The sequence below is a fragment of the Aeromonas sp. HMWF014 genome (assembly GCF_963878295.1).
GTDB lineage: Bacteria > Pseudomonadota > Gammaproteobacteria > Enterobacterales > Aeromonadaceae > Aeromonas > Aeromonas popoffii.
In genome coordinates, this window is the sequence record NZ_CAWNYS010000149.1 from 24,307 (window position 1) to 40,645 (window position 16,339).

The following is a 16,339-nucleotide window of genomic DNA, read 5'->3' on the forward strand; positions in this document are numbered from 1 at the left end:
GACGGCTTTACAAGCTTAACGCCGAGCCTGTCACCACGACAAACTCGGCGTCAATATCATCATACTTTATTCTTAAGCCTTCCTGGCTGCACTCAAATAATTATAAGCTCGGGCGGCACTTCCAACACCACGCTCTCTTCACGACCCAGGAGCTAGACGACCACCCAGCTCGCGCCGATGGGCAGTCACGTTTTGTACCAGCACCTCGGGTACAGATACACCAACAGTGGTAGTGTCGATCGCCTTCACACCTTCCAACCAGCCTCGATCATCGACGTATCGTCGATAAGGTAGGCTTTGACGCCCACCTTCTCGGTCAGCTCGTGCAGACGGTTGGAGTTGGAAGAGTTGCGAGCCCCCATCACCAGCATGACGTCCACCAGCCCCGCCATCTCCCGCACCGCATCGATCACGTCAGAAGTCTCATCCATGCTCAGAGTGGTCTGAGTAACGAAGCAGGGGTCAGGATCGTCCCGACCCCCTTCAGTTTGGTGTCGTGTTTGTACGAACGCGTTATGTGCGGTAGTAGACAGGTACAGTAGAGCCCAGAACCTAGGTAGAGTGTCATTTGGTCCAATCATGTCAGGATGGCTTCATACAAAGCCAATTGAGAGGTACACTCACCCATCCCAAAATGACTTTTTGATAAGTAATATGAAGTCATAATTTTTTTGGCATCTTGCAATCACGCCAGATCAGAACCGATTGAACCACATTCAGTTCACGAAGAGAACGCTGGGAAACTCCAGATACCATTAAATTGGAAGTAGCACTTTTATACAAAAACCACGGGTTGATATCGTTACAGCAGAGATAAAAAATGAAAGAGAAGACTCATTTCCAACGCATCGATGCGCTAGGTGGCGTTGATATGCTTCAGGCGCGCTATTACAAGCAGCGCTTTGCTCGGCATGTCCATGACACTTTCTGCATTGGCGTTATCGATCAGGGAGCACAGCGATTTTACCGTTCAGGGACAGAACACGTTGCACCGCGCGGGGATATCATCATTGTCAATGCAGACGATGTGCATACTGGTAGCTCGGAACTGGAGCAAGGGTGGGGCTATCGTGCCATCTATCCCCATCCAGAGATGCTACGCAATATTCTGCGACAAACACCTGACAACACAGATTTTATCCCCTGGTTCCCCGATGCAGTTATTCACGATGCCGGTCTGTCGGAACAGCTACTGCTTACCTTCGATATGCTGGGAAAAGAAGGCAATCACTTGCTTAAAGAAAGCCTGCTGCTCTCTTCACTCATGCTGCTGAGCCTGCGCTACAGCAAAACGCGTAAAACTCCGGCGACGCTGCCAGCCACTACACAACCGATCCTTCTAGCTAAAGAGTTGATGGACTGCTGCCCACAAGAGGAGCACACACTGACACGGCTCGCGGAGCTGGCAGGCCTGAGTCAGTGGCATTTTCTCCGGCAATTCAAGGCAGTAACTGGCATGACACCACACGCCTATCTGGTACAGGCGCGCCTTCGAAAAGCCCGTGCCTTACTGCGTCAAGGCTCCACCATCCTCGACACAGCCATCCTCTGTGGCTTTACCGATCAAAGCCATTTCCACCGCCATTTTAAAAATTCTGTGGGTCTGACTCCCGGCGAATTCATCAAGGCCTGACCTCTCGAAAACAAACAAAAGTTGTTGTTCGACCCAAGAAGCACAACAGGCCACCGCCTCACGACAGTGACGACAAGGGCATCAAGCACAGATCGCCCCCACCCGCCGCTCTACCCGCTCACTCAGTCTGAATTCGCCTAATCTCACTACCAGTAGCAAGATCATTCAATACTGCCGACTCCGCGACCGTTAATGTTACCTACTCTTTTTACTTACCTAATCCGTGAGAAAAGCAATGATTGAATCAGGCACCTGTTCCTCTCCTTCAGAACAGTCATCTTCGAGCTCATCGTTTATGCGTGGGGCTATTGAGATGCTTCCACTGTGCGTTTCCGTAATCCCATGGGGAATATTGGCGGGGTCAATGGCAAAACAGGCCGGTTTAACCTTCTGGCAAAGCGTAGCAATGTCGGCCATTGTTTTTGCCGGCGCGGCCCAGCTGGTTACCTTAGGCATGATAATGGCAGGAGCAAATTTATTTACAATTCTTGTTTCAGTATTTTTCATCACATCACAGCACTTCATATACGGCCTCACTCTCAGAGAGTTTGTGTCCTATCTTAAGATTAAGCTCCGCCTTCCTATTGGTTTTTTGCTCACCGATGAGCTGTTCGCCTTGAGCGAGACAAAAAACAAAGAATCTGAGTTGACACCCAGTTATTTAATCGGTGCCGGACTGACTTTCTACCTCTCTTGGAATGCGTTCAGTTTGATGGGTGTTTTAATGGCTTCCTCGGTACCGGACCTTGAAAAATACCATCTCGATTACTCTATTGTCGCAACCTTTATCACCATTGTGGTACCTATGGTGATAAAAATGAGCACCCTGGTTGGTGTCGCTGTTTCACTGTTGCTCTCCATGCTTCTTAGCTATTAGCAACTAGAGGGCGCCATTGTCATCTCCGGGCTCTGCGGCATGTTCTCTGCAGTACTGGCATCTGTACTACTGAATGAAGAGCAATCTCAAGAATGACTCAATAAGGATAGAAGATGAGTTGGTTTCTTATTTTAGCACTGGCAACAATTGTGTTTTTTAATCGTTATATTTTTCTTGAACCTAACGTACCATTAAAAATACCTAACCTTGTCAACCGGGCGCTTAAGTATTCTGCACCATGCCTCATGACTGCGATATGCGGCCCAATTATACTCATGGAGCATGGCGCCATAAGGGAATTCCCTAATACCCCGTATTTTCTGGGCGCACTGATCAGCATCGTTATTTCATTTTACATTAAGAACATCGTCAGCGCCGTCTTGCTAAGCCTTGCTGCCTTTTACACTATTAACTATTTCATCTAGCCCTGCTATCAGAGGATAACGTATGGACCGCGTGGCAAAAGATTATCATCACTCAACGGAAATAAGAAAGAGCTACGAAACATTACCCCTCCAGGGAGTATGGAGTTGGCTGACAGGAAAAGAAATACTGGGGCGCAAACCGCTTTGGGAAAGTAATTCCTCAGAGTTGATTTTCTGGTCAGTACTGTGGATATTCATTGGCGTGTGGTTAACCAGTTCAGCCATTTTTTATGCGCCCACACTTAGTGCATCGATAGCCTTGTATATTTGTTCTCCACGGCTGGTGCACGCTATATCGTGGCAACCATTATCCACCATGGGGTCCATGGTCATTTATACAAGTCACAAAAGGTGAACAAGACACTGTGTGAGATACTCTCGACACTGCTCATTGTGCAGCCATACGAATCTTATCGCCAGTTCCATGTCTATGAACACCACGGTCGTGCATTTTCGACCTTTGAGGACAAAGATCTGGCGGCGATCTACCAACTGGGCTTCACGCCAGGTAAGAGCAAAGCCGGACTCCACATACATCTTTTCCTGACACTGCTCAGCCCCAAATTCCACCTCGTGTTCTTCTATGGCCGCCTAAAATCCAATCTGGCTGGGGTACCCTTCTATCGCTTGGTGATGACTCTCGGCTGGTGGGCTTCCCTGACAGGAATCTGTACCATTGTGGGCACCTCGAAGCCATCCTGATCCTGCTGCTGCCATTCGTGGTGTTTTATCAGATCGCATCACTGCTGCATCTACTGACCGAACACGTATGGATTGTGCGCGGTGAGGGAGAATCTGTGCGGGATAGCCACATCAATAACACTCTTGCCCGTTTCTGTGGGGAGAGATGCCCAGAAAGCTTTGCGCCCAAGTACGCCGCGCAATGGGCCAAGTGGCTGGCGATGCATCTGCTGGTCCACCTGCCAAGCCGCATGCTGATTGTCCAAGGTTCCTTGGTCTGCCATGACTGGCACCATCGCTACGGAACCGTTCGACAGTGGTATAACTATGCCAGGCTGCGCGAGATGCATGCCCACACACTCTCGCTAGAGGAAAATTACGACTATCACGATATCTGAGGTGTCCATAATGCACTGGACTATGTATTCACGTTGCTGAGTCAACAGGAGAAAAGCGAACAGGAAACCGGGCAGCTCGCATATCGACTGAACTGATAATATGCCTCTTTCGTTACTATCTGTGCCTTTCACTATGGGTCGAAGAATATTGTTCTAAGATATTGAAAATACATCCGTTGACAGCAAAATCCCCGTTTTTATTCTTAACGCCAGCATTCTGCAGAAGGCTGAGCAGCCATAATGGAAAGGAAATTGGCGTATTAATCGGGCAAGGACGTTATGGTCAGACACAGCAAGACTAAAGAGATAATGTTATATAGCGGCATGAATGCAAAGAAATAAGGAGAGCGCACACAAGGCCAGCAGAGCAGTCACGACCACGTAGCGAAAAAGCACGATGACCAGAGAACGCTCTCTATGAAAAAATGCCGGCACCAGAACTGTAACGCAAGTCAGTTAAGATAATTTGAGTCCCAACCCGCGGGGTATAAAGTCTAAGAATGAGGGAGGCATGATGCCTCCCTCTTTTTATTGCATGCCAGTCAGGACAAGGGTTGGAGCCAAATTGACTCTTTAATCATGGAGACACTTTGGATATTCAACATCTCGAGTATTTAGTCACAAAAATGCTTAACTAACAGGCATAGGCTCCAAAGCCAGCACTCTTCTAGAGGATCCGCAGCTCGGGCGGCACTTCAAACACCACATTCTCTTCACGACCCGGGTGCTCGACGACCATATTGCCACCCAGCTCGCGCAAACGGGCGATGACGTGCTGCACCAGCACGTCCGGCGCCGAGGCGCCAGCCGTTACCCCGATACGCTCGACCCCCTCCAGCCAGCCGGTTTCGATCATGGAGGCATCGTCGATAAGATAGGCTTTGCTGCCTACCTTCTCGGCAAGCTCGCGCAACCGGTTAGAGTTGGAAGAGTTACGAGACCCCACCACCAGCATGGCATCCACCAGCCCCGCCATCTCCCGCACCGCATCCTGACGGTTCTGGGTGGCGTAGCAGATGTCGTCCTTGCGCGGCCCCTGGATCTTTGGGAACTGCTTGCGCAGCGCGTCGATCACATCCGAGGTCTCATCCACACTCAGGGTGGTCTGGGTGACGAAGCAGAGGTCATCCGGATTCTTCACCTTGAGTTTGGCCACATCGGCCGGTGTCTCCACCAGATACATGCCACCCTCGCGATTCTCGTACTGCCCCATGGTGCCGATCACCTCGGGGTGGCCAGCATGACCTATGAGCACGGCCTCGGAGCCCTTGCGGCTAGCGCGATGAACCTCCATGTGCACCTTGGTCACCAGCGGACAGGTGGCATCGAATACCTTGAGGGCGCGGGCCTTGGCCATCTCGCGGACCGTCTTGGCCACGCCGTGGGCGGAGAAGATGACGATGCTGTCATCCGGCACCTCGTCCAGCTCCTCGACGAACACGGCCCCCGCCTCTTTGAGCTTGTTCACCACATAGCGGTTGTGCACCACTTCGTGGCGGACATAGATGGGGGCGCCGAACTTCTCCAGCGCGCTCTCGACAATGCTGATGGCACGATCAACGCCAGCGCAGAAACCACGAGGATTAGCGAGCAGAATATCCATTAGTGCACCTTCTCCTCATCATCAACACCTAGGATCTCCACCTCGAAGGTGACGGTATGACCGGCCAGGGGATGATTGAAATCGACCGTCACCGACATGCCTTCCACCGCCCGGATGATCCCTGGCAACTCGCTACCGTTGGGCTGGTCGAACAGTATGATGGTGCCGACCTTGGGCTCCACATCGGCGCCAAATTTGGCACGGTCGAGATGGTAGATGTTGTCGGGATTGGAGAGGCCAAACGCCTGCTCCGGCGCCAGCGTGAAGCTCCTGCTCTCGCCCTCGTACAAGCCCAGCAGGCACTGTTCGAAGGTGGGCGTCAGGCTGCCATCGCCCATCCGTAAACGGGCCGGTTTGCCGTGCAGCGCCGTGCTGTCGGCAACCGAGCCATCTTCCAGCTTGATGGTGAAGTGGAACAGCACGCTGCTGTTGGCCGTAATCCCGGTGGCGATAGGCTGACTCATGCCATCTCCTCCTTCTTCTTCTCGGAACGGAAGCCTTCCAGCACTATCATGGCGGCCCCGATAAAGATGAAGCTGTCGGCCAGGTTGAATGCCGGCCAATGGGAACGCTGCCAGTAGAAGTCGAGGAAATCGACCACATGGCCCAACACCAGTCGATCAAACACGTTGCCAAGGGCGCCACCGATGATGAGCGAATAGGCGATGCCGCTCCAGCGCTGGGTGACGGATTGCTTGCGCAACCAGTGGATCAGCAAACCACAGATGGCAAACGCCAGCACGGCGAAGAACCAGCGCTGCCAGCCCCCCTGATCAGCCAGGAAGCTGAATGCGGCGCCCTTGTTGTAAACGTGGACCAGATTGAAGAAGGGAGTGATCTCCACCCCCGGGTAACCAAATGGCAGCAACTTGACCACGGCGAGCTTGCTCGCCTGGTCCAGTACAAAGGCCAGCACCGCCAGCCACAGCCAACGCAGGCCGGTTTTGTTATGCATAGTGTTGTGAGTCATGTTCATCAGGCAAATTGACGAGTTTCGCCGTCACCCTCAACGTTGGTCACACAGCGGCCACAGATCTCTTCGTGACCGGCAATGGTGCCCACGTCTTCCACATGGTGCCAGCAGCGATCGCACTTGGCAGCGGCAGACTGGGCCACGCAGAGCCAGAGGTCATCGCGCTCGGTCGCAACGGAACCTTCCGGTGCGCTGTCAGCAGTAACGACCTTGGCCCTGGAGGTGAGCAGCACAAAGCGCAGCTCGTCTGCCAAGGCATTCAGGCACTCGGCCAGAGCCGGTTTGGCGAACAGGGTCAGTTCGGCCTGCAGGGAACCACCGATGCGCTTCTCGCCACGGGCCGCTTCCAGCGCCTTGTTCACTTCACCTCGAACGGCGAGGATCTCGGCCCAGAAGGCATCGCCCATCTGCTCGCCGGCATCCAGCCCGAACAGGCCGTCATACCACTCTTCGGTGAAGACGAACTCACCGCGCTCACCCGGCAGCAGCGCCCAGATTTCATCAGCGGTGAAGCTCATGATGGGTGCCATCCAACGCACCATGGCCTGGGCGATGTGATAGAGGGCGGTCTGGCAGGAGCGACGGGCCAGGCTATCAGCCTTGGCGGTGTACTGACGGTCCTTGATGACATCCAGATAGAAGGAGCCCATCTCGATGGAGCAGAACTGCATCAGCTTCTGGGTCACGCCGTGGAAGTTGTACTCGTCGAATGCCGTCACGATCTCGGCCTGTACCGCCTTGGCACGACCCACTGCCCAGCGGTCCACCACCACCATATCGGCAGGTGCCACCATGTCGGTCACCGGATTGAAGCCGTTCAGGTTGGCCAGCAGGAAGCGGGCAGTGTTGCGGATCCGGCGATAAGCATCGGCAGAGCGCTTGAGGATCTCGTCAGAGACGGTCATCTCGCCGGTGTAGTCAGTGCTCGCTACCCACAGACGCAGGATGTCGGCACCCAGCTTGTTCATTACGTCCTGCGGACTGACCACGTTGCCGATGGACTTGGACATCTTGCGGCCCTGACCATCCACGGTGAAGCCGTGAGTCAGCACCTGGTTGTAGGGAGCCTTGTCTTTCATGGCCACGCCGATCATCAGGGAGGACATGAACCAGCCGCGATGCTGGTCAGAGCCTTCCAGATAGAGGTCGGCGGAGTGCCCGTTGAACTCGGGACGAGCATCTACCACGGAGGAGTGGGTTGAGCCCGAGTCGAACCAGACGTCCAGGGTGTCGGGCACCTTGTCGTACATGTCCGCGTCGCTACCCAGCAGCTCGGCCTTGTCCAGATCCCACCATGCCTGGATACCGGACTGCTCGACCCGCTTGGCCACCTCAAACATCAGGCGCACGGATTCCGGGTGCAGCTCCTGGGTCTCTTTGTGGACGAACAGGGAGATGGGTACACCCCAGGTGCGCTGACGGGAGATACACCAGTCAGGACGGTTCTCGACCATCGCCTGGATACGGTTTTTACCCCAGGCAGGTACCCAGCCGCTCTGGCCGTGCTGTTTGATACCGTCTTGCTCGATGCGCTCGATCTCTTCCAGCGCGCGTTTGCGCAGACCCTTCTGTTCCATGCTGATGAACCACTGCGGGGTGGCACGGAAAATGATAGGGGTCTTGTGACGCCAGCAGTGCGGGTAGGAGTGGTTGAACACCTTGTGATGCAGCAGAGCGCCGCGCTCGGTCAGCACCTCGACCACAGAGGCATTGGCCTTGAACACGTGCTGGCCGGCAAACAGTTCGGTATCTGGCAGGTAAACGCCATTGCTGCCAACCGGGTTGGCTACTTCCAGACCGTACTTCTGACCGACCACGAAATCTTCCGGACCATGGCCAGGGGCCGTGTGTACGGTGCCGGTACCGGCATCCAGCGTGACGTGGTCACCCAACACGACCGGCACGTCGAAGCTGTAGAAGGGGTGATTGAAGCGCAGCAGCTCGAGTGCCGCGCCCTTGGCGTAGCCCAGATTGTGGAACTTCTCGATACCGGCACGATCCATCACATCCTTGACCAGCTCGGCGGCCAGGATCAGACGCTCGGGATGCTCACCTTCAACCTGCACCAGCGCATAATCGAGGTCGGCATGCATGGCGATGGCACGGTTTGCAGGCAGGGTCCACGGGGTCGTGGTCCAGATCACCGCAGAGATCGGGCCTTTACCGGGGTGGCCTTCGGCGCAGTCAAACTTGGCGACAACGGCAGCTTCGTCGACGGCCTTGAAGCGCACGTCGATGGAGGGGGAGTTCTTGTCGTAGTACTCCACTTCGGCTTCAGCCAAGGCGGAGCCGCAATCGGTACACCAGTGCACTGGCTTGGAACCTTTGTGCAGGTGACCGTTTTCAACAATTTTGGCCATGGAGCGGATGATGTTGGCTTCGGTGCCAAAATCCATGGTCAGATAGGGGTGCTCCCAGTCGCCCAGCACACCCAGACGGATGAAGTCGACTTTCTGCGCGTCGATCTGGGTCTTGGCGTACTTGCGACACTCGGCGCGGAACTCGGCAGCAGAGACTTTTTCACCCGGCTTGCCGACCATGCCTTCCACTTTCAGCTCGATGGGCAGACCGTGGCAATCCCAACCCGGCACATAGGGGGAATCGAAACCAGAAAGGCCCTTGGACTTGATGATGATATCTTTGAGGATCTTGTTGACCGAGTGACCGATGTGAATGTTGCCGTTCGCATAGGGGGGGCCATCATGCAGAATGAAAGAAGGCTTGCCCGCTTTGGCGCGGCGAATAGCGCCGTAGAGATCCTGATCGTACCAACGTTTCAGCATGTTGGGTTCGCGCTTGGCCAGATCACCACGCATCGGAAACTCGGTTTCCGGCAGATTCAGGGTGTGTTTATAGTCGCTCATCAGTCCTGGGTTCCCTTCTTTTCTAAAAGAGTGCTGGGTAAATTGAATTGTGGCAGCCCGAACCAGGCTCGGGCCGCCAGGGCATCTCGTTCGATCTGCTCTTTCAAGGCAGTGAAAGAGGCAAACTTCTGCTCTTCGCGCAGCTTGTGGCGAAGCAGCACCTTGACCTGCTGACCATATAGATCACCAGAAAAATCAAATAGATGTACTTCCAATCTGGCTTGTGTACCGCTCAAGGTCGGCCGTACACCCACATTGGCAACACCGGGGAAGGTCTTGCCGGAACATATCACTTCCACCGCAAACACGCCACCGACCGGGATCACCTGACGCTTGAGGGCCAGATTGGCGGTAGGAAAACCTATGGTGCGCCCCAACTTGTCGCCGTGGGCCACCCTGCCGCTGATGGTATAGGGACGGCCAAGCATCAACTCCACCTCGGCCATGCGGCCCGCCTTGAGGGCCTCACGTACCAGGGTGCTGCTGACCCGCTGCCGTTCGAGCTGGAAGCTCTGGGTGCTGATCACCTCGAAGCCGAAGCGCTGCCCCGCCTCCTCTAGCAGGTGGAAGTCCCCTTCCCGCTCCTTGCCGAAGCGAAAATCGTCACCGACCACCAGATAGCGCACCCCGAGCTTCTCCACCAGCAACTGCTCGATGAAGGTCGAGGCGACTTGCTCGGCAAAACGGTGGCTGAAACGCACACAGAGCATCCGATCGATATGCAGCCCCTGCAGCGCTTCGTACTTCTCCCGCAACCGGCTCAGCCGGGCAGGGGCCTCGCTGCCTGCGAACAACTCCAGCGGCTGCGGTTCGAACAGCATGACGCAGGCGGGCAATCCCAGCTGGGCCGCTTTCTCCTTGAGACGTGCCAATACCGCATGGTGACCCTGATGAACCCCATCAAAGTTGCCAATGGTTAATACACATCCCCGGTGACGGGGCTTGAGATTGTGAATGCCGCGAATAAGCTCCATCAGTGCCTTGTGCGTTGCTGCCATGGAAATCGGCGGATTATATATCAGCCGGCAGGCAGGGTCAGCCCTCATGGCCCGATTTCAGGCATCCAGGCCAAATTCCGAATGCCGAGCGCCATCAGGACTATCCCGCACAGGGTTCACCTGCCCATTAAGACAGGGTCACCCCTGCTACTGACCCGATCTCAGGTGTCTTGGCCGAATGCCAAGCGCCAGCAGGATGACGCCATACACGGCCCCCCCCAGACAGAGCAACATGGTCAGCTGCAGGCTAGCCTTGCCCATGCCCCAGGCGCCCCATTGAGCGAGATCCGGTGACAGATAGCCAAGCAGCCCCCCCATCAGCACGGTGGCCACCAGCAGCTTGAGGCAGAAGATCCCGGTATTGCGGGATGGACGGTAGACCGATTGCTGATACAAGCCCTTGAACAGCAAGGCCGCATTCAAGGTGCCTGAGCAAGCGGTCGACAGCGCCAACCCAACATAGCCGAGCGGAAAGATGAAAATGAGGTTACATACCATGTTGGCAACCATGGACATCACCCCGATCCGCACCGGGGTCCGGGTATCCTGGCGGGCGTAATAACCCGGCGCCAGTACCTTGATCAGCATCAGGGAGAGCAGGCCAGTCGTGGAGGCCAGCAGGCTGGCACTGGACATGCTCACCTCATGCATGCCGAACTCACCGCGCATGAAGAGCACTCGCAGTATGGGCTCGCGCAACACGGCTATGCCCACCATGGCCGGCAGGCCGAGCAGCATCACCATGCGCACCCCCCAGTCCATGGTGCGGGAGAAGTCGGCAGGGTCTTCATCCACATGCTTCTTGGCCAGCGCAGGCAGGATCACGGTACTGATGGCCACCGCAAACAGGCCGAGGGGGAACTCCAGCAGGCGATCCGAGTAATAGAGATAGCTGATGGCGCCGGTGGCGAGGAAGGAGGCGAGCATGGTGTTGATCAGCAAGTTGATCTGGCTGACCGAGACGCCAAACAGCGCCGGGATCATCAGGGTGCGGATCTTGATCACCCCGGGATGATGCCAACCCCACTTGGGCCACACCAGCATGTTGATCTGGCGCAGGAAGGGATACTGGAACAGGAACTGCACCAGACCGCCCAGAAAGACACCGATGGCAAGGGCTATCTCTGGCCGCTCCATCAAGGGCGCGATCCACCAGGCCGCCGCTATCATGGTGAGGTTAAGAAACACCGGCGTGAAGGACGCGACGGCAAAGCGGCCAAAGGTGTTGAGTATGGCCCCCGCCATGGCGGTGAAGGTGATGAACCAGAGATAGGGGAAGGTGATTTTGAGCATCAGGCTGGCCAGCTCGAACTTTTCGGCTGCTGGCCCGCCATGTAACCAGTCCCAGAACCAGCCCCAGCCGAACAGGGCCGTCAGCACGCCCGAGCCCAGCACCCCGAGCAGGGTGACTATGGTGACTATGCCACCGAGCGTACCCGCCACGGCAGCCAGCAATTCGCGCACCTCGCGCTCATCACCCTTCTTCTTGTACTCCGTCATCACGGGAACAAAAGCCTGGTTGAAGGCCCCTTCGGCGAACAGCCGGCGCAGAAAATTGGGAATGCGGTTGGCAAAGAAGAAGACGTCTGCAGCCGCCCCGGCGCCGAGCAGATTGGCGATGACCACATCGCGAACCAAGCCCATCACACGGGACGCCAGCGTCATTACGGACACTATCATGCCGGATTTGATCAATTTCTTACTCAAGACGAAGCCTCTGGAACTGTCAGAATGGAAAGAATGCTGGTAGAATCGGCCGACAGTTTAACCGCCTCCCAACAGACACACCACCGGGGGGCGGTGTTTATTTGCACAAATCATTTGACAATATGTGGTTGAGAAGGCATATTTCCGGGCCTTTTCAATACACTCGCTAAGACAGTTTTAGGAGTTTTACCTTGGCTAATATCAAATCTGCTAAGAAGCGCGCGATTCAGTCAGAGAAACGTCGTCAACACAACGCCAGCCGTCGTTCAATGACCCGTACCTATCTGAAGAAAGTAATTGCTGCCATCGCTTCTGGCGACAAAGCTGCTGCTGTTGCCGCTTTTGCTACCGCTCAGCCGATCATGGATCGCATGGCTACCAAAGGCCTGATCCACAAGAACAAAGCTGCTCGTCACAAGAGCCGCCTGTCTGCCCAGATCAAAGCTATGGCTTAATCAGCTTCGGCTGCATAAAGCTAAAAAAACCGGCCTCAGTGCCGGTTTTTATTTATCTGCGCTGCAGTAAAGTTTGTGCAGCAGGGCAATCATTTCGCGTACCTCATGGCTGCGCAGCGAATAGTAGACCGTCTGGGCCTCTTTTCGCGTCTCCACCAACCCATCCCGCCGAAGCACGGCCAAGTGCTGTGACAGGGCTGACTGACTCAACCCGAGCACCTCGTTGAGTTCCCCCACCGACAGCTCCCGATCCTGCAGCTGACACAAAATAAACAATCGTCGTTCGTTGGCCAGTGCCTTGAGCAGTGCCACAGCGCGGCTCGCATTCGCCTCCATCTCTTCCAGTTGCATCTCATCCCCTCTCGTCCGAGGCAAGAATCATACTCTGTGACCCGTCGATTTAAAATGACAGGGTTGCCGGTTGAATCGTGGTGAAGTCCTCTTCCCCGGCAAACAGGAAAGAGAAATCGCTCTCGCACACCCGTTTTACCGCCGGATGCTGGATCATTCGCTCGGCAAAGATGACGTAATACTCCTCCATCAGATCCTGAGTCTCCCCGAGCAGCCTCACCCCCTCCCCTTCCAGGATCTCCTCCCGATAGATGGTGGGGGCCATGAAGATGCCCTGGTTGAAGAAACCGAAGGCCTTCATCAGGGCCGCATCGTCGAACTCCCCAAGGATGCTGGGGGAGATGCCTTGCTGCTCGAACCACTGGGTCAGCTGGCGTCCCATGGCGGTACGGCGCCCCGGGATCAGCAGCTTTCGCTCCCCCAGACAGGCGGGAAAGGGTTTCTCGGGCAACGGCACCTTGCAGAAGAAGCTGACGCCACAACCGCCGAGCCGCTTGGATAACAGGCCCGCATGCTGGCCTGAGTCCACCGGGCAGTCGGAGAGGATCATGTCGAGCTTGTGCTCGCTCAGCTGTTCCAGCAGCAGCTCGTGGGTCGATTCGAAGCAGCGCAGGTGGATGGAGCCATCGTTGGGAATGACGGAGAGCAGTACCCGGCTGGCAAGGCGCTTGGAGAGCGCATCGGCGATGCCGACGTCAAACAGGATCTGGCTCTCCTTGCGGTAGTTGACGATATCCAGCATCTCGTAGGAGAGGCTGAACATCTTGTCGGCGTAGCGGAATACCAGCTGGCCCAGTTCGGTCGCTTCGAGAGAACGCCCCTTGCGCTTGAGCAACTTGCCACCGAGGCGCTGCTCCAGCAGTTTGATCTGGCCGGTGACTGTCTGCGGGGTCAAAAAGAGGGCTTCCGCCGCTTGAGTGACGGAGCCCTTTTTCTGAGTCATCCAAAAATAATAGAGATGGTTGTAATTAAGGTGTGACATCCGATGGGGTTCCCGCGGTACGCGGACTCCGATAGCAGCTGAGTTCAACCGCCAGAATGTCATACATGTCGCTGATCGAGTCAACCTTGTTTGCGGTGAACTGCGTCTGCAGGTTGGCCTTGAGGCGCGCCTTGTCAGGCATCCGTTCGCCGCAGTAGCGCTTGTTGGACTGCTTGACCCGCTCACCGGCCCGGCTACTCAGGGCCCGCTCGGGGAAGGTCTCACCGAATTGGGCCTTGGCCTGTTTGTCCCCCAGCATGACGGCGCTGTCGACCACGCCATTGAGGTAAGCAGAGCAGCTGCTTGATGCCGGATCCTGCTGACAATCTTCCAGACTGGCCGCCCAGAGCCCCGGGCTCGCCAACATAACCAACCATACCAGTCTTCTCATAACCCCTCCGTGTTTTGATCCGCTGCACGGTTGGGAAGCGACATCCGCAGGGCAAAATAACCGACCACTGCCGCCAGCGTAGATCCCACCAGGATCCCGAGGCGTGAATAGCTGCCGTAATCCAATCCGCCGTACTCGAACGCCAGCGATGCAATGAACATCGACATGGTAAAGCCAATGCCACACAGTATGCTGACCGCAAAAATCTGCTTGAAGTTGACCCCGGCCGGCAACTGGGCGATACCCAGCTTGACCGCCAGCCAACTGATGGTGAATACCCCGAGCGGCTTGCCCACGAACAGCCCCAGCATGATGCCAAGGGGCACAGGGCTCAGCAGGGACGGCAGGCTTATTCCGCCCAGTGGAACGCCCGCATTGGCAAAGGCGAACAGCGGCAGTATCAGGTAAGCACTCCAGGGATGCAGCGAGTGCTCCAAATGCTTGAGCGGCGAGGCATAACGCTTGCCGTTGAGCGGTATCATGAAGCCCACGATGACGCCAGCCAGGGTCGCGTGGACACCGGACTTGAGTACCGCGACCCAGAGCACCAGACCCACCAGCATGTAGAGGCCGATCCTGTCCTCGCCACGCCGATTCATCCACAGCAGGGTCAGGATCGCCAGGATACTGACCACCAGCGCCGTCAGCGACAGCTGCTGGGTATAGAAGATCGCAATGATGATGATGACCCCGAGGTCATCCATGATGGCCAGTGCCAGCAAGAACACCTTGAGGCTGACCGGCACCCGCTTGCCCAGTAGCGCCATCACCCCGAGGGCGAAGGCGATATCGGTCGCGGCGGGGATAGCCCAACCAGCACGCGCCACTTCATCCGAGAAGTTGAAGAAGGTGTAGATGAGCGCGGGAGCCAACATGCCGCCGACCGCAGCTATGGCCGGGAAGGTCGCCTGCACCCGGGAGGAGAGCGCGCCTTCCAGCATCTCGCGCTTGACCTCAAGCCCGACCAGCAGGAAGAAGATTGCCATGAAACCGTCGTTGATCCAGAGCAGCAGCGGCTTGTTGATGTCGAGAGCGGCGATGCGCACCTGCACCGGCGTGTCGAGGAATGCCTGATAGCCACCGGCCAGACCCGTGTTGGCCAATACCATGGCCACCATGGCTGCCATGATCAGAATTATTCCGGAGGCGGCCTCCAGCTTCAGAAACTTCTTTATTACGTCGTTCATGGTTAAATTATCCGCAGAATTACTTTAGTTTAAGTCTATATCCCATAACAATTAATGGAAAATCGTTTCTTACTGCTGAATACCACGAGAAAACCGAAGTAAGAAACAGAAGATACCTGCTATAAGCAGGCTTCACTGTGCTCCGGCGCCCTTGATGACGCAATCAATAAAATGAATTTTCAGTTATTTTTATGCATAAAAAAGGCGCTTCACGGCGCCTTTGACATTAGATGGCGACGGGCGCCTTGATGCCGGGATGGGGGTCGTACCCCAGGATCTCGAAATCCTCAAACCGGTAGTCGAAGAGGGAATCCGGTTTGCGCTTGATCGCCAGCTGCGGCAAGGACCGTGGCTCGCGGGAAAGCTGCAGCGCGGTCTGCTCCATGTGGTTGGAGTAGAGGTGCACATCACCACCAGTCCAGACGAAGTCGCCCACCTCCAGATTGCACTGCTGGGCCATCATGTGGGTCAGCAAAGCATAGCTGGCGATGTTGAACGGCAGGCCGAGGAACACATCACAGCTGCGCTGGTAGAGCTGGCAGGAGAGCTTGCCGTCTGCCACATAGAACTGGAAGAAGGCGTGGCAGGGTGCCAATGCCATTTTATCGAGCTCGCCCACGTTCCAGGCGGAGACGATGATACGGCGCGAATCCGGATTGTGCTTGATGTCATCCACTGCCCGCTGGATCTGATCGATGACGGTGCCATCGGCCGCCGGCCAGGAGCGCCACTGGGCGCCATAGACAGGCCCCAGATCGCCATTCTCGTCGGCCCACTCATCCCAGATACTGACGCCGTGCTCTTTCAGATAGGC

Annotated in this window: 17 protein-coding genes and 1 pseudogene; 6 read left to right on the forward strand and 12 right to left on the reverse strand. The window is 55.9% G+C overall.

Features of this window, described 5'->3' with window-relative positions; genetic code table 11:
- Nucleotides 1-92 precede the first annotated feature (92 nt).
- Nucleotides 93-476, reverse strand: a pseudogene (gene ispH / locus AAC083_RS05920) (4-hydroxy-3-methylbut-2-enyl diphosphate reductase); the annotation flags it as partial.
- 344 nt (nt 477-820) lie between these two features.
- Between ispH (AAC083_RS05920) and AAC083_RS05925 the strand changes: the two are divergent.
- The 5 genes from AAC083_RS05925 (at nt 821) to AAC083_RS05945 (ending at nt 4,014) form a co-directional block, all read left to right on the forward strand.
- The gene (locus AAC083_RS05925; protein ID WP_108535407.1) at nt 821-1,633 is read left to right on the forward strand and encodes a helix-turn-helix transcriptional regulator; all 813 of its coding nucleotides are present in this window, start codon (nt 821-823) and stop codon (nt 1,631-1,633) included.
- Between the two features lie 235 nt (nt 1,634-1,868).
- A complete protein-coding gene (locus AAC083_RS05930) occupies nt 1,869-2,510 on the forward strand; it encodes an AzlC family ABC transporter permease (RefSeq protein WP_219927848.1) in 642 nt (213 codons plus the stop codon).
- A 113-nt stretch (nt 2,511-2,623) separates the two neighbouring features.
- Nucleotides 2,624-2,935: an AzlD domain-containing protein gene (locus tag AAC083_RS05935; RefSeq protein WP_108535408.1), complete on the forward strand. Its 312-nt coding sequence runs from the start codon at nt 2,624-2,626 to the stop codon at nt 2,933-2,935.
- Between the two features lie 297 nt (nt 2,936-3,232).
- Nucleotides 3,233-3,637 carry a fatty acid desaturase gene (locus tag AAC083_RS05940; RefSeq protein ID WP_181364585.1) on the forward strand — a complete coding sequence of 135 codons (405 nt, stop codon included), beginning with the start codon at nt 3,233-3,235 and terminating at the stop codon, nt 3,635-3,637.
- Entirely contained in the window at nt 3,583-4,014 is a 432-nt protein-coding gene (locus AAC083_RS05945; RefSeq protein WP_146181533.1) for a hypothetical protein, read from the forward strand. The genes AAC083_RS05940 and AAC083_RS05945 overlap by 55 nt, the downstream gene beginning before the upstream one ends.
- 667 nt (nt 4,015-4,681) lie before the next feature.
- Here AAC083_RS05945 and ispH (AAC083_RS05950) read toward each other — a convergent pair.
- The 6 genes from ispH (AAC083_RS05950) to murJ all read right to left on the reverse strand — a co-directional run bounded on the left by ispH (AAC083_RS05950) (nt 4,682) and on the right by murJ (nt 12,159).
- Nucleotides 4,682-5,617 carry a 4-hydroxy-3-methylbut-2-enyl diphosphate reductase gene (ispH, locus tag AAC083_RS05950; protein WP_042038834.1) on the reverse strand — a complete coding sequence of 312 codons (936 nt, stop codon included), beginning with the start codon at nt 5,615-5,617 and terminating at the stop codon, nt 4,682-4,684.
- Nucleotides 5,617-6,069: an FKBP-type peptidyl-prolyl cis-trans isomerase gene (fkpB, locus tag AAC083_RS05955; protein ID WP_181364586.1), complete on the reverse strand. Its 453-nt coding sequence runs from the start codon at nt 6,067-6,069 to the stop codon at nt 5,617-5,619. The genes ispH (AAC083_RS05950) and fkpB overlap by 1 nt, the downstream gene beginning before the upstream one ends.
- An 8-nt stretch (nt 6,070-6,077) precedes the next feature.
- Complete coding sequence (lspA, locus tag AAC083_RS05960) at nt 6,078-6,593, reverse strand: signal peptidase II (RefSeq protein WP_042038832.1); 516 nt, start codon at nt 6,591-6,593, stop codon at nt 6,078-6,080.
- The gene (ileS, locus tag AAC083_RS05965; protein ID WP_108535411.1) at nt 6,593-9,454 is read right to left on the reverse strand and encodes an isoleucine--tRNA ligase; all 2,862 of its coding nucleotides are present in this window, start codon (nt 9,452-9,454) and stop codon (nt 6,593-6,595) included. The genes lspA and ileS overlap by 1 nt, the downstream gene beginning before the upstream one ends.
- A complete protein-coding gene (ribF, locus tag AAC083_RS05970) occupies nt 9,454-10,428 on the reverse strand; it encodes a bifunctional riboflavin kinase/FAD synthetase (protein ID WP_042038830.1) in 975 nt (324 codons plus the stop codon). Before ribF ends, ileS begins: the two co-directional genes overlap by 1 nt.
- Nucleotides 10,429-10,599: 171 nt before the next feature.
- Nucleotides 10,600-12,159, reverse strand: coding sequence for a murein biosynthesis integral membrane protein MurJ (gene murJ / locus AAC083_RS05975; protein WP_108535412.1), 1,560 nt, complete (start codon nt 12,157-12,159; stop codon nt 10,600-10,602).
- Nucleotides 12,160-12,350: 191 nt separating this feature from the next.
- On the opposite strand from murJ, the gene rpsT reads away from it, so the two are divergent.
- Nucleotides 12,351-12,614, forward strand: a complete 264-nt coding sequence (gene rpsT / locus AAC083_RS05980; RefSeq protein ID WP_005892298.1) for a 30S ribosomal protein S20 — start codon at nt 12,351-12,353, stop codon at nt 12,612-12,614.
- A 48-nt stretch (nt 12,615-12,662) separates the two neighbouring features.
- Here the strand turns inward: rpsT and AAC083_RS05985 are convergent, their stop codons facing one another.
- From AAC083_RS05985 to AAC083_RS06005, 5 genes are all read right to left on the reverse strand, one after another.
- The gene (locus AAC083_RS05985; protein WP_042038827.1) at nt 12,663-12,965 is read right to left on the reverse strand and encodes an ArsR/SmtB family transcription factor; all 303 of its coding nucleotides are present in this window, start codon (nt 12,963-12,965) and stop codon (nt 12,663-12,665) included.
- Nucleotides 12,966-13,014: 49 nt separating this feature from the next.
- Nucleotides 13,015-13,947, reverse strand: coding sequence for a transcriptional activator NhaR (gene nhaR, locus AAC083_RS05990; RefSeq protein ID WP_108535414.1), 933 nt, complete (start codon nt 13,945-13,947; stop codon nt 13,015-13,017).
- Complete coding sequence (locus AAC083_RS05995; RefSeq protein ID WP_181364587.1) at nt 13,934-14,314, reverse strand: hypothetical protein; 381 nt, start codon at nt 14,312-14,314, stop codon at nt 13,934-13,936. Before AAC083_RS05995 ends, nhaR begins: the two co-directional genes overlap by 14 nt.
- A 20-nt stretch (nt 14,315-14,334) precedes the next feature.
- Nucleotides 14,335-15,525: a Na+/H+ antiporter NhaA gene (gene nhaA / locus AAC083_RS06000; protein ID WP_108535416.1), complete on the reverse strand. Its 1,191-nt coding sequence runs from the start codon at nt 15,523-15,525 to the stop codon at nt 14,335-14,337.
- A 226-nt stretch (nt 15,526-15,751) separates the two neighbouring features.
- The coding region (locus tag AAC083_RS06005) for a thymidylate synthase (RefSeq protein WP_108535417.1) at nt 15,752-16,339 on the reverse strand (588 nt) is incomplete at its 5' end.

Bases quoted from the DNA above. Each gene is read 5' to 3' on its own strand.
- AAC083_RS05925 (WP_108535407.1), top strand. From the start codon at position 821: ATGAAAGAGAAGACTCATTTCCAACGCATCGATGCGCTAGGTGGCGTT.
- AAC083_RS05930 (WP_219927848.1), top strand. From the start codon at position 1,869: ATGATTGAATCAGGCACCTGTTCCTCTCCTTCAGAACAGTCATCTTCG.
- AAC083_RS05935 (WP_108535408.1), top strand. From the start codon at position 2,624: ATGAGTTGGTTTCTTATTTTAGCACTGGCAACAATTGTGTTTTTTAAT.
- ispH (WP_042038834.1), bottom strand. From the start codon at position 5,617: ATGGATATTCTGCTCGCTAATCCTCGTGGTTTCTGCGCTGGCGTTGAT.
- lspA (WP_042038832.1), bottom strand. From the start codon at position 6,593: ATGAACATGACTCACAACACTATGCATAACAAAACCGGCCTGCGTTGG.
- ileS (WP_108535411.1), bottom strand. From the start codon at position 9,454: ATGAGCGACTATAAACACACCCTGAATCTGCCGGAAACCGAGTTTCCG.
- ribF (WP_042038830.1), bottom strand. From the start codon at position 10,428: ATGGAGCTTATTCGCGGCATTCACAATCTCAAGCCCCGTCACCGGGGA.
- AAC083_RS05985 (WP_042038827.1), bottom strand. From the start codon at position 12,965: ATGCAACTGGAAGAGATGGAGGCGAATGCGAGCCGCGCTGTGGCACTG.
- nhaR (WP_108535414.1), bottom strand. From the start codon at position 13,947: ATGTCACACCTTAATTACAACCATCTCTATTATTTTTGGATGACTCAG.
- AAC083_RS05995 (WP_181364587.1), bottom strand. From the start codon at position 14,314: ATGTTGGCGAGCCCGGGGCTCTGGGCGGCCAGTCTGGAAGATTGTCAG.
- nhaA (WP_108535416.1), bottom strand. From the start codon at position 15,525: ATGAACGACGTAATAAAGAAGTTTCTGAAGCTGGAGGCCGCCTCCGGA.